Annotated in this window: 12 protein-coding genes and 1 pseudogene; 3 read left to right on the top strand and 10 right to left on the bottom strand. The window is 71.3% G+C overall.

Features of this window, described 5'->3' with window-relative positions; translation table 11 throughout:
* Positions 1-73 precede the first annotated feature (73 nt).
* Positions 74-754 (bottom strand): TIGR00266 family protein, encoded by a 681-nt coding sequence (locus ABZX10_RS05300; RefSeq protein ID WP_355535337.1) that lies wholly within the window; start codon positions 752-754, stop codon positions 74-76.
* Between the two features lie 23 nt (positions 755-777).
* Positions 778-1722: an acyl-ACP desaturase gene (locus ABZX10_RS05295; RefSeq protein ID WP_355535334.1), complete on the bottom strand. Its 945-nt coding sequence runs from the start codon at positions 1720-1722 to the stop codon at positions 778-780.
* 195 nt (positions 1723-1917) lie between these two features.
* Between ABZX10_RS05295 and ABZX10_RS05290 the strand changes: the two genes are divergently transcribed.
* Entirely contained in the window at positions 1918-2568 is a 651-nt protein-coding gene (locus tag ABZX10_RS05290) for a response regulator transcription factor (protein WP_355535331.1), read from the top strand.
* A gap of 5 nt (positions 2569-2573) precedes the next feature.
* Here the strand turns inward: ABZX10_RS05290 and ABZX10_RS05285 are convergent, their stop codons facing one another.
* Positions 2574-2843, bottom strand: a complete 270-nt coding sequence (locus ABZX10_RS05285; protein WP_355535328.1) for a hypothetical protein — start codon at positions 2841-2843, stop codon at positions 2574-2576.
* 62 nt (positions 2844-2905) lie between these two features.
* On the opposite strand from ABZX10_RS05285, the gene ABZX10_RS05280 reads away from it, so the two are divergent.
* Complete coding sequence (locus ABZX10_RS05280; protein WP_355535325.1) at positions 2906-4072, top strand: GAF domain-containing protein; 1167 nt, start codon at positions 2906-2908, stop codon at positions 4070-4072.
* Between the two features lie 7 nt (positions 4073-4079).
* Here the strand turns inward: ABZX10_RS05280 and ABZX10_RS05275 are convergent, their stop codons facing one another.
* The 6 genes and pseudogenes from ABZX10_RS05275 to ABZX10_RS05250 all read right to left on the bottom strand — a co-directional run bounded on the left by ABZX10_RS05275 (position 4080) and on the right by ABZX10_RS05250 (position 8660).
* Positions 4080-4382 carry a rhodanese-like domain-containing protein gene (locus ABZX10_RS05275; protein WP_355535693.1) on the bottom strand — a complete coding sequence of 101 codons (303 nt, stop codon included), beginning with the start codon at positions 4380-4382 and terminating at the stop codon, positions 4080-4082.
* Between the two features lie 75 nt (positions 4383-4457).
* Positions 4458-4955, bottom strand: a pseudogene (locus ABZX10_RS05270) (cysteine dioxygenase); the annotation flags it as partial.
* 66 nt (positions 4956-5021) lie between these two features.
* The gene (locus ABZX10_RS05265; RefSeq protein ID WP_355535322.1) at positions 5022-6020 is read right to left on the bottom strand and encodes a glycine betaine ABC transporter substrate-binding protein; all 999 of its coding nucleotides are present in this window, start codon (positions 6018-6020) and stop codon (positions 5022-5024) included.
* Positions 6017-6850, bottom strand: a complete 834-nt coding sequence (locus ABZX10_RS05260) for an ABC transporter permease (protein ID WP_355535319.1) — start codon at positions 6848-6850, stop codon at positions 6017-6019. The genes ABZX10_RS05265 and ABZX10_RS05260 overlap by 4 nt, the downstream gene beginning before the upstream one ends.
* Positions 6847-8019, bottom strand: coding sequence for an ATP-binding cassette domain-containing protein (locus tag ABZX10_RS05255; protein ID WP_355535316.1), 1173 nt, complete (start codon positions 8017-8019; stop codon positions 6847-6849). Before ABZX10_RS05255 ends, ABZX10_RS05260 begins: the two co-directional genes overlap by 4 nt.
* Positions 8016-8660 (bottom strand): ABC transporter permease, encoded by a 645-nt coding sequence (locus ABZX10_RS05250; protein WP_355535313.1) that lies wholly within the window; start codon positions 8658-8660, stop codon positions 8016-8018. The genes ABZX10_RS05255 and ABZX10_RS05250 overlap by 4 nt, the downstream gene beginning before the upstream one ends.
* Positions 8661-8866: 206 nt before the next feature.
* On the opposite strand from ABZX10_RS05250, the gene helR reads away from it, so the two are divergent.
* Positions 8867-11056 (top strand): RNA polymerase recycling motor ATPase HelR, encoded by a 2190-nt coding sequence (gene helR, locus ABZX10_RS05245; protein WP_355535310.1) that lies wholly within the window; start codon positions 8867-8869, stop codon positions 11054-11056.
* Between the two features lie 16 nt (positions 11057-11072).
* Here helR and ABZX10_RS05240 read toward each other — a convergent pair whose 3' ends face one another.
* Positions 11073-11690, bottom strand: a complete 618-nt coding sequence (locus tag ABZX10_RS05240; RefSeq protein ID WP_355535307.1) for a DUF1345 domain-containing protein — start codon at positions 11688-11690, stop codon at positions 11073-11075.
* Between the last annotated feature and the right edge of the window lie 3 nt (positions 11691-11693).

Here is an 11693-nt window from a genome sequence, read left to right as displayed (position 1 = left end):
CAAATCTCGGGCGAACCTCCCCGGCGCGCAGCGCAGCGAACTACACTGCGCGACCTGGTGGTTCGCGCCGGGGTCACGCCGACGGAACGACCGACCGCACCCAGCTCTCCAGACCGCGCGGGTTGCGCGTCTGCAGCAGCACCCGGCCGGGCCCCGTGAACTCGAAGACCATGCCCTCGCCGGACTTCATGGACTGGATCCACTTGCCCTGCACGGCGCGGCGCATGGTGAACTGCATGTTCAGGTCGTAGGCGACCACGTGGCCGGTGTCGATGACCACCTGCTCGCCGGGCTGCAGGTCGATCACGTCGATCGCGCCGTAGCAGGCGACCAGCACCTCGCCCTGGCCGGCGGCCTGCAGGCCGAACGCGCCCTCGCCGCCGAAGAAGGTCTTGGCGCCGCCGAACTGGGTGGTGGTCTGCACCCCGTAGGAGCTGGCGAGCCAGCCGCCGCGGGTCACGTAGTAGGGCCGGTCGGGCTGGATCTGCAGCACGGCGATATCGCCGGGGAGCGTGCCCGCGATGTCCACCCAACCGCCGGACGGCGGCGCGGTGAAGGTGGAGACGAAGAAGGACTCGCCGGAGAGGAGGCTGCGCTTGAGACCCTGCATGATGCCGCCCTGCGCCTGCGATTGGAGGTTCATGCCCGCCGAGTGCGCGACCATCGCGCCGGACTCCACGGTCATGGGCTCGCCCGGTGCCAGCTGGCACCGGGCCATCGAGAACGAGGGGTTGTGACGGAGCTGTACCTGCATGCCTCCAATCTAGCCGAAACCGGTCAGCAGGCCGCCCGCTCGAGGCGGCGCGCGTCCCGCTCGAGGGCGCGATCGCGGGCCGCCTCGAACCTCCGGGCCCCGACCTCCAGCTCGTCCACGAACGCGCCGATCAGATCCCGCATCCGCGCGGCCTCGCCGGTGAGGTCCGTCCGCTCGAGCAAGTGCCAGTGCCGCAGCACCGGCACCACCACCGCGTCGCGATGCTGCCGCAGGTCGTAGATGCCGTTCTTGGCCATGAGCACCGCGTCGCGCCGGAAGTGCGGCAGCGCGGCGCCGGGCATCTGGAAGTTGGTGAGCACGGCGTGGATGGCGGTCAGCGCCTGTGCCGGCGACACCTCGATCGCGGCTCCGAGGATGTTCCGGTAGAAGAGCATGTGCAGGTTCTCATCAGCGGCGACGCGGGCGAGCATCCGGTCGGCGACGGGGTCGGCGCACGCGGCGGCGGTGTTGCGATGGCTGATCCGGGTCGCGAGTTCCTGGAAGGTCACGTAGCTCACCGATAGCAGCATGGAGCTCATCCCCGGCGCGAATCCGTGCTGCATCTGCGCCATCCGGAGGTCCTCGAGCTCGACGGGGTCCACGCCGCGCGTCACGGTGAGGTAGTCCCGCAGCACGATCGAGTGCCGCGCCTCCTCCGCCGTCCAGCGGTGCACCCAGTAACCCCAGGCCCCGTCGAGCGTGAAGTTCGCGGCGATCTCGCGGTGGTAGCTCGGGAGGTTGTCCTCGGTGAGCAGGTTCATCACCAGTGCGGCGCGCGCCACGGGCGACAGAGCGGAGTCGTCCTCGCGGAAGTCCGCACCGCCGAGCGCCGCGAAGTCGCGGCCGCGGCTCCACGGGACGTAGTCGTGCGGGTGCCAGTCGACCGCCTGCCGCAGGTGCCGGTCGACCTCCCGTTCGGCGGTGTCGGACAGCTCGTACAGCAGTTCCAGATCGGTCAGGTCGGTCATGGCCTCCACCCTGCTCGGGCGGAGACCGGCGGGGCAGTGGCGATCGTCCCCGAGGACGTCCCTTCACTCGCCCCGACGGTGCGTCTTCGCAGGTGGGGACGTGCGTACCGGACGGGCCGGGACAGATGTCCCGAGATCCGTCCCCGACCGTCCCGCGCCGGCGGCCCGGCCGCCGGGCGGGCCTACGCTGGGTGCATGCCCTCGGTATTCCTCGTCGACGACCACGAGATCGTCCGGCGCGGGCTGGCCGATCTTCTCGCCACGGACGGCACGCACACCGTGGTCGGCGAGGCGTCGACGGTCCGCGAGGCCCTCGCCCGCATCCCCGCCGTGCGGCCCGATGTCGCGGTGGTCGACGTGCGGCTGCCCGACGGGTCCGGTATCGACCTCATCCGGACGGTGCGCGACCACCTGCCCGGCCTCCCCTGCCTCGTGCTCACCTCCTACTCGGACGACGACGCTCTCCTGGACGCGATCACCGCGGGCGCACAGGGCTACGTGCTCAAGCAGATCCGCGGCACGGAGTTGGTGTCCGCCATCCGCACGGTCGCGAGCGGCGGCTCGCTCCTGGACTCGGCGAGCACCGCCCGTGTGCTGCAGCGGATCCGCCGGGCAGGCGAGCCGTCGTCCGCGATCCCCGCCGGGTTGACCGGGCAGGAGGAGGCGGTACTGGCGCTCCTCGCCGAGGGCTTGACCAACAGGCAGATCGGCGAGCGGATGTTCCTGGCGGAGAAGACCATCCGGAACCACGTGACCGGCATCCTGGCGAAGCTCGGGGTCGAGAACCGCGTGCAGGCCGCGCTGCGGGCCGCACAGTGGCGCGACTCCGGCAGGCCCCGCGGATGAGCGGCTCACGCCAGGGCGGCGCGCGCCTGCTGCCAGGCGTCGACGGCGGGAGTGCCCCGCTGCAGCGCACGTTCCGCGAGCAATCGGCCCAGGAGCCGGCACACGAGGTACTCCCAGTCGAGCTCGTCGACCGTCGCGGTCGTCCGCACCTCGTTCCAGCGGGTCAGCCGGCCGGTGTAGGCGGCCTCAGCGAGGTCGACGACGAGTGCGCGCACGTCGGAGCAGTCCAGCGGATCGATGTCGATGGCGTTCACGGTGCCCAGCTTCGCGACCATCGTGGCCGCGCGCCAGGGACTTCCGTCCCGACGGCACTCCCCCTTCGTCGGGGCGTGGAGCTGTGACCGACGACCGGCGGACCGGCACGCAGCGGCCCGACACCGACCTGCAGGACATCCTCAGTGCGGTCATGGTCGTCGCCCAGGGCCTGGATCTTCCCGCGACGGTGCGCCGCATCGTCACCTCGGCGATGACCCTCGTGGACGCGCGTTACGGCGCGGTGGGCGTGAGCAGTGACGACGGCTCGCTCGAGGAGTTCATCTACGTGGGCATCGATGCGGAGACCGCGGCGCGGATCGGCGACCCACCGTGCGGCCGCGGACTGCTCGGGCATCTGCTCGAGGTGCAGCAGCCGGTGCGGATCGCCGAGCTGTCCGAGCATCCCTCCTCGGTGGGCTTCCCGCCGAATCACCCTCCGATGCACAGTTTCCTGGGTGCACCGATCATCGTGAGCGGAGAGCTGTTCGGCTGCATCTACCTGTCGGAGAAGGCGAACGGGCTGGCGTTCACGGGAAGCGACGCGAAGGCCATCGAGATCTTCGCCGCGGCGACCGCAGTGGCGATCGACAACGCGCAGATGCACTCGGCGGCCATGCGGCAGCAGGAGCGCCTCGGCGAGCTGCAGGTCATCGAGGAGCGCGAACGCATCGGGCGGGACCTGCACGATCACGTGATCCAGCGCATCTTCGCCGCCGGCCTGGGGTTGCAGGTAGCCCGCTCCACCGCGGCGGAAGAGCCCGTCCGCGCACGGCTCGATTCCGTGATCGGTGAGCTGGACCGCACGATCGCCGACATCCGCTCGACGATCTTCGAGTTGTCCACCGGTCAGAGCGGATTGCGCACGCGGTTGGTCCGGGCGGTGCGGGCCGTCGCCCACGGCGGCGGCCTGTCCGTCGACGTCGGCTTCTCCGGACCGGTGGAGAGCGCGGTGTCCGACGACGCCCTGGCCCGCGACATCGAGGCCGTGGTGACGGAGAGCGTCTCCAACGCGATGCGCCACTCCGGCGGCACGCGAGTGTCGGTCACGGTCATCGCCGGCGGCGACGCGGTCACGGTCGAGGTGGCCGACGACGGCTCCGGCATTCCCGACGGTGGCCGGCGCAGCGGCCTGCGGAACCTCGCGACGAGGGCCGAACTGCGCGGCGGCACCGTCGAACTGCTGCCCGCGGATGCGAACGCCGAGCGGCCCGGAACCGTCGTGCGGTGGTCGGTACCGCGCGAGCCCTAGCGCACGCTCAGACGACCGACGCGGCCGCCAGGGCGGCGTACCCGCCCGCGACATCGGCGGCGCGATGCAACCCGATGTCGCGCAGGGCGGCAGCGGCGAGCGAGCTGGAGTAGCCCTCCTGGCACATCACGAGCCACCGCACGTCCCAGCCGGTCGCCTCGGGAATCCGGGCGTCGGAGGTCGGGTCGAGGCGCCACTCGAGCACGTTCCGCTCGATCACCAGCGCCCTTTCGACCTCGCCCTCGACGGCGCGCTGAGCCGCGGGGCGGGTGTCGACGAGGATCGCGCCCGCGTCCAGTTCCGCGCGCAGGTCCGCCGCCTCGACGCGGTCGATGCGGTCCCGCGCGTTCGCCAGGAGGACGTCGATGCCGCGCCCTCCGGTGGGCCCCTCGGGTTCGTCGGTCAGTTCGCTGCGCACCCTGCGGAGCCTACCGCCGGGCGTGACCTCGTAGTACGACATCGCGGTGAGCGGCGGTGAGTAGGCGTGCACCGACAGGGTCGGCGCGGCCGCCTCGCCCGACGCGGCGTCGTGCGCCTCGGGATGCCGGGTCACGTCGTGCACCCAGCCACGGTCGAACGAGGCATGTTCGCCCGGCCCGATCCGCCTCTCCCGCAGAGCCTCACCGTCCCAGCTCCACTCGCGGAGCGCACCGTCGACGACGGTGAGCGCACCGAGCGATCCGGCGTGGTCGTGCAGCTCCGTGGAGCGTTCCGGCACCCAGCTGATCAGCCAGACGTCCACCTGGTCGTCGCCGCGCAGGCGCGTGGCCCACCGCTCGTCGGAGGGCCACTGCGCCGGGATCACCCGGTCGTAGTCGCCGGCGCGCACCTTCGCGGCCTCGGCCGCGGTGAGCGCCAACAGGTCCGGCGGGTTCTCGGTCATGCGCTCAGTGTCGGACGCCACGTCCTCGCGGAGAACCCTTCCGCTCAGCGCGACCGGAAGATCCGCTCAGCGAACGAGGCCCACCTTCCGCAGCCAGGTCACCGCCACGTCGGACGGATCCTTGCCCTCGATGTCGATCTGCCCGTTGAGCTCCTGCATGGTCTCGTTCGTGAGCAGCTTGCCGACCTTCGCGAGCACATCGGCGATCGCGGGGTACTTCGCCAGCGCATCCGAACGGACCTCCGGCACACCCTCGTACGGCAGGAAGAACTTCCGATCGTCGTCGAGCAGCTGCAGGCCGAGCTTCCGAATCCGGCCATCGGTCGCGTACACATCGCCGGCGAGGCACGTGCTCCCCGAGACCGCCGAGTAGATCACGCCGGCGTCCATGGTGGTCACCGTGTTCGGCGGGGTCCCGGAACCCAGCGGCACCTCGTACTTCTCCAGGAGCCTGCCGAGGCCGTCGGGGCGCGACTGGAACTCGGGATCGACGCACAGGCTGCGCTGCGCGGGCGGCAACCGGAACAGATCGCTCAGGGTGCGCAGATTCCGCTGCTGCTTCTGCTCGGGGGTGACCGCGAAGGCGTAGGTGTTGTTGAAGGGTGCGGGTGTGAGCACGTCGATGCCGTTGGCCCGCTCGGCGTCCCTGACCTTGGTCCAGAGCTCCTTCGAGTCGCTGATCGTCTCGGTCTTCTTGAGGTAGCTCACCCAGATCGTGCCCGTGTACTCCCACGAGACGTCCGCGGCACCGCTGACCATCGCCTGTCGCGAGGACATCGAACCCGGCGCGTTCGTCAGGTCGGTGATGTCCGCGCCGGCGGCCTGCAGGATCGTCGCGCTGATCTTCCCGAGGAGGATTCCCTCGCTGAAGGACTTCGACGTCACGGAGATCTTGGCGCCGACCAGGGGGCGCTGTCCGTCGGCGGACTCCGCGTGCACGAAGTGTCCGGACGAGCTCTCGAGCCCGCATCCGCTGAGCACCAGGGCGAGGGTGGCCGCCAGCGGGATCACCGCTCGGCACAACCGCCCCGCCCGCGCGGTCATGCGTCCCGCCCGCGCAGTCATGCGCTCACCCCGCGCAGGCCGCGTGGCGCGAGCAGGTACTCGGCGAGCCGGGCCAGCCAGTCGATCGCGAGCGCGAGCAGTGCCACGAGCAGCGCGCCGGTGAACAGCAGCGGCGGTAGGTACAGCGTGACGCCGGTGGTGATGAGCACGCCGAGGCCGCCCGCCCCGATGAAGGTGCCCAAGGTGGCGGTGCCGACGAGGATGACCAGCGCGGTGCGGACTCCGTGCAGGATCACCGGCACGGAGAGCGGCAGTTCCACCCGCAGCAACGTCGCGAACGCGGAGAAGCCCTGCCCGCGCGCGGCTTCGATGATCCGCTCGTCCACCTGACGCAGCCCGGTGACGGTGTTCTGCAGGATCGGCAGGACGGCGTAGACCACCAGCGCCGCGACGGCGGTGCGGAATCCGGTGCCGAACCACATCGCGAACAGCACCACCATGCCGAGCACGGGGGCGGCCTGCCCCACATTCGCCAGGCCGACGATGACCGGCGAGACCCGGGCGAACCGCTTGCGGGTCACCAGGATCCCCAGCGGGATCGCGATCAGCACCACCAGCACGGCGGAGACGACGGTGAGCTGGATGTGCTCCCACACGGACGTGCCGAGCTTCGACCACTGCAGCTGCACGGCCTCGGTCTCCGTGAAGTCCTGTGCGGCGTGCCAGATCAGGTAACCGACGACGCCGACGACCACGAGCAGTGGCTCGAGGATCAGGTCGATGGGCACGCCCCCGGCGAACCGCGGCGTGGGTCCCACGCGTGCGGGCCGCGGGCTCTTCGGGGGCTTCGCCGGCTTCGACAGATCCGTCCGCCCGGCCGCGGCGGTCATGACGGCGCCGCCCGGTACGTGTCGGCGGCCTGCTCCGGGTTGGCGATCGCCTGGCGCTCCCGGATCCGCTGCGCGACCTGCTCGATGGTCAGGGCACCGATCACCTTGCCGCGTTGGGTCACCAGGACTCCGCCCTGGCTCGCGGCCAGCATCACATCGAGTGCGTCCGCAAGCGTCGCGGTGCGCTCCGCGACCGGCAGACGCTGGTCGACATAGGTCGAGACCTCCGGCTTGCTCAGCACCTCGGACACGGAGGGCCATGCGCGCGGCCGGTCGTCGGCATCGACCACCACCACCCAGCTCAGGCCGGCCTCCCGGGCCCGGGCCGCGACCTCCTCGGACCGGTCGCCGGGGCGCGCGAGCACCACGGGGGCGCTGGGGATCTCGCTGACCGAGGTCAGCGAGAGGTGCTTGAGGGTCGCGCCCGAACCGACGAACTCCTGGACGAAGTCGTTCGCGGGCGCGGTGAGGATCTCCTCGGGTGTGCCGAACTGCTCGACCTGGCCGCCCTCCGAGAGGATCAACACCCGATCGCCCAGTTTGATCGCCTCATCGACGTCGTGGGTCACGATCACGACCGTCTTGTGCAGCTCCTCCTGGATCGCGAGCAGCTGGTCCTGCAGGCGCACGCGGGTGATGGGGTCGACGGCGCCGAAGGGCTCGTCCATGAGCAGGACCGGCGGGTCGGCCGCGAGCGCGCGCGCCACGCCGACGCGCTGCTGCTGCCCGCCGGACATCTCCTTGGGGAACCGTCCGCGGAACTCCCCCGGATCAAGACCGACGAGCTCGAGCAGCTCGGCGACGCGGGCCCGGGTGCGGGCCTTGTCCCAGCCCAGCAGGCCGGGCACCGCGGCCACGTTCTTCTCCACCGTCCAGTGCGGGAACAACCCGCCGGCCTGGACGACGTAGCCGATGCCCTGGCGCAGCCCGTCGGCGTCGGCCTGGGTGACGTCCGTGCCGCCGATGAGCACCCGCCCCGACGTGGGCTCGATCAGCCGGTTGATCATCTTGAGCGTGGTGGTCTTCCCACAGCCCGAGGGCCCGACGATGGCCACCGTCTCGCCCGCCCCGATGGCGATGGACAGCTCCTTCACCGCCGGCCTGTCCTGCCCGCGGTAGCGCTTGATCACCTTCTCCAGCTCGATCGATACGCCCGTCGTCTGACTCATCGCAGTCCCTTCGAGACGGTGAAGCGGCCCAACAGGACCAGCAGGCCGTCGAGTACGAGCGCGACGGCCACCACGAGAACGGTGCCCACCAGCGCGGATTCGAGGGCGCCCGCGCCGCCGAGGCGGGCGAGGCCGGAGAAGATCAGGGAACCGAGGCCCGGCCCCAGGACGTACGCGACCACGGTCGCGACGCCGACGACGAGCTGCGTACTCACCCGGATCCCGGTGAGGATGACCGGCCACGCGTTCGGCAGCTCGACGGTGGCCAGCACCCGCCAGCGCGACATCCCCAGTCCGCGCGCCGCTTCCACGAGCGCCGCCGGAACCGCTTGCAGGCCGACGATGGCGCTAGTCAGGATGGGCAGCGTGGCGTAGAAGACGAGCATCGTCACGGACGGCGTGACGCCCAGCCCGAACACGATGAGCAGCAGCGCGAGGAGGGCCAGCGAGGGCACCGTCATCCCGACGGACGCAATGGCGGTCGCGAACGCCGCCCCCGCCCGCGACCGGTACACCAGAGCCGCGGCCACCAGCGCGATGACGACGCCCACCAGCACGCACTGGATCACCAGCGAGGCGTGTTGGTACGTGAGGAAGGCCAGCTGACCCCCACGTCCGTCGAGGAATCTTCGGAGGTCCACGGATCGAACCTACAGTCCTTGCGGAATTTGCGCGCGGTTCGCGTCAGAGTGCGCGGAAGGCGGAGAGCGTGCTCAGTCGGCACAGGGCACCACGACGCCGCGGATCATTTCCCACTTCAACGTATAACGCACCCAGGGGCTTGCCGCAAGGCCCCCGTGCTGGCGCATACTCGCTGGCCGGATCCGAATTTCAGCGAGGTGGGTGCATGTCCGAATACGAGAGCGAGCTGGCATCGGAGCGCGAGTACGTGGCGGGGTTGTACCGGAGATTGGACGCGGAACGCGCCCGGGCGGGTCGACGGTACGCCGACGCCTTGCGCGATCACGAGGGCCGGGCGGTCGACCGGGAGGGCGACGTGATGACCTCGGCGCGCGAGATGCGACGCCTGGGCGTCGCCGAGGAGGGTCTCGCCTTCGGGCGGCTCGACGGGGAACCGCGGTCCGACGGCTCCGTCGAGAAGCGGTACGTGGGACGGCTCGGCCTGTCCGACCCCGACGACGCCGAGCGGGAGCTGCTGCTCGACTGGCGGGCCCCGGCGTCGCGGGCCTTCTACACCGCCACCGGCGCGCACCCCGAGGGCGTGCACCGGCGACGGCAGTTCCTCAGCCGCGGGCGCGAACTGGTGGAGTTCACCGACGAGATGCTGGGGCGGCCGGGCGCGGACGCGCGCGGCGACGCGGCGCTCCTGGCCGCCGTGAACGCCCCGCGCGGCGAGGGGATGCGGGACATCGTCGCGACCATCCAGGCCGATCAGGACCGGATCATCCGCTCCGACGATCCGGGCGTGACGGTGATCGAGGGCGGCCCCGGCACCGGCAAGACGGTGGTGGCGCTGCACCGGGTGGCGTACCTGCTGTACACGCAGCGGGCGCGGTTCGAGCGGCACGGCGTACTGGTGGTGGGACCGAACACGTCCTTCCTGCAGCACATCGGGCGGGTGCTGCCCTCGCTCGGCGAGTCCGACGTCGTGTTCGCGACGCCCGGCACGCTGTACCCGGGGGTCGCGGCACGGGGCGAGGACGCGCCCGCCGTCGCCCGGATCAAGGGCTCCGCGGCGATGGCCGACGTGCTGGCCGCGGCGGTGGCGGACCGTCGGACCCTACCGGCGTCTCCCGTGTCCATCGGGCTCGGCGACGCGACCGTGCGAATCGAGGCCGACGTGGTCGGCTGGGCCCGCGACGAGGCCACCGACAGCGGGCAGCCGCACAACCAGGCACGTGCAGTCTTCCTCGACGTGCTGACCTGGGCGATCACCGAGCGGGCGCTGGGCCGGATCGGGAAGCAGTGGCTGCGCCGCGAGGACACGCGGGCGTGGGAGGAGATGCGCGGCAGCATGCTCGCGGACCTCGCGGTGGACGGGACGTTCCGGCGCACCGTCGATGCGCTGTGGCCCGTGCTCTCCCCCGAGGCCCTGCTCGCGGACCTGCTGAGCTCAGCGGATCGCCTGGCCGCGGCGGGCGCGGACCGGTCGTTGCTCCGGTCCGACGGTGCCGCCTGGACCGTCTCGGACGTGCCCCTGCTGGACGAGCTCGCCGAGCTGCTCGGACCGCACGAGGCGACGGACGACGCGGCGGCGGCCGAACGACGCAGGGAGCAGGCGGAGTTCGCGGAGGGCGTGCTGGATTCGCTGGTCTCCCGGTCGGATTCGATGGACGACGAGGACCACCTCTTCGCCACCGACCTGCTGTACGCGGACGACCTCGCGGACCGGTTCGAGGAGCGGGACACGCGGGACCTCGTCGAACGCGCCGCGGCGGACCGCACCTGGGTGTACCGGCACGTGGTGGTCGACGAGGCGCAGGAGCTCTCGGCGATGGACTGGCGGGCGCTGATGCGACGCTGCCCGTCCCATTCGTTCACGGTGGTCGGCGACCTCACGCAGCGCAGCGCGCCGGCGGGGGCGCGGTCGTGGGGCGAGATGCTCGACCCGTTCGTCGCCGAACGCTGGGCCTACACCGCGCTCACCGTGAACTACCGCACCCCGGCGGAGATCATGGCCGTCGCGGCGGGCGTCCTCGCCGAGTTCGCGCCCGATGTCGTGCCGCCGGAATCGGTGCGCGCCTCGGGAGTACGTCCGTGGGTCCGGTACGTGGGCGAGCAGGAGGTCCCCGGCGCCATCGCGGACTTCGTCCGGGAGGAGGCGGGCCGCGAGGGCACGGCCGTGGTCATCGGGCCCGACGGTACGCCGGGCGCCGTCCCGCCGGCGCGGACGAAGGGGCTCGAGTTCGACGCGGTGCTGGTGGTCGATCCCGAGCGGATCCTCGCCGACGGTGAGCGCGGCGCGGCGGAGCTGTATGTGGCACTGACCAGGGCGACGCAGCGGCTCGGCGTGCTGCACCGCGCCCCCCTGCCGGCGTGCCTGTCCGGGCTCGAGCCGCGCACGGCAGGCGTGTGATCCGTGCGCGGCGTACTCAGCCGCCGCCCTTGATCCAGTCCAGCGCGATGGCGACGACCGCAGCGTTGAAGAAGAAGCTGAGCACGCTGTGCGCGATCACGAGCCGGCGAGTGGATCGCTTGGTGACCGTGACATCGGAGACCGCGAAGGAGGTTCCGATCGTGATCGAGAAGTACACGAACTCGGTGATCTGCGGGTGCTCGCAGTCGGGGAACACCAGGCCCGGGTCGCCCCCGAAGTAGTCGCGGGCGTAGATCTGCGCGAACGCGGTGTGCAGCAGCATCCATGACAGAAGGACGGTGGCTGCCGCGACCGGCTGCAGCAAGGAGTTCGGATCCTCGCCGCGGGTGGCGATCATGAGGAGGCCGCCGGCGAGCCCCGAGCCACTGACGACCAACGCGAACAACGTGGTCTGCCAGCGCGGCGCGAGCAACTCAGCCGGCACCGTCTCGTCGTCGGGGATACGGCGACGCAGTAGCAGCGAACCCGCCACGATGTACGCGACCGCCGCCGCGTCCCAGACCAGGAGCAGCCACACCGCGGACCGTCCGAAGAACACCACCACGACCAGCCACACGATGCCCAGCAGGGTGAGCACCACCTCGAGCAGCGGAACCAGGACCGAACGGCGCATGTG

The organism is Tsukamurella sp. NPDC003166 (assembly GCF_040611135.1).
Taxonomy (GTDB): Bacteria; Actinomycetota; Actinomycetes; order Mycobacteriales; family Mycobacteriaceae; genus Tsukamurella.
Note: the sequence above shows the minus strand (reverse complement) of the source record. Positions and strands in the feature narration are given on the sequence as shown.

Excerpts from the sequence above, each read along its gene's own strand:
- ABZX10_RS05285 (WP_355535328.1), bottom strand. The coding sequence starts at position 2,843 with ATGGTCGCGAAGCTGGGCACCGTGAACGCCATCGACATCGATCCGCTG.
- helR (WP_355535310.1), top strand. The coding sequence starts at position 8,867 with ATGTCCGAATACGAGAGCGAGCTGGCATCGGAGCGCGAGTACGTGGCG.
- ABZX10_RS05295 (WP_355535334.1), bottom strand. The coding sequence starts at position 1,722 with ATGACCGACCTGACCGATCTGGAACTGCTGTACGAGCTGTCCGACACC.
- ABZX10_RS05300 (WP_355535337.1), bottom strand. The coding sequence starts at position 754 with ATGCAGGTACAGCTCCGTCACAACCCCTCGTTCTCGATGGCCCGGTGC.
- ABZX10_RS05260 (WP_355535319.1), bottom strand. The coding sequence starts at position 6,850 with ATGACCGCCGCGGCCGGGCGGACGGATCTGTCGAAGCCGGCGAAGCCC.
- ABZX10_RS05290 (WP_355535331.1), top strand. The coding sequence starts at position 1,918 with ATGCCCTCGGTATTCCTCGTCGACGACCACGAGATCGTCCGGCGCGGG.
- ABZX10_RS05265 (WP_355535322.1), bottom strand. The coding sequence starts at position 6,020 with ATGACTGCGCGGGCGGGACGCATGACCGCGCGGGCGGGGCGGTTGTGC.
- ABZX10_RS05255 (WP_355535316.1), bottom strand. The coding sequence starts at position 8,019 with ATGAGTCAGACGACGGGCGTATCGATCGAGCTGGAGAAGGTGATCAAG.
- ABZX10_RS05240 (WP_355535307.1), bottom strand. The coding sequence starts at position 11,690 with ATGCGCCGTTCGGTCCTGGTTCCGCTGCTCGAGGTGGTGCTCACCCTG.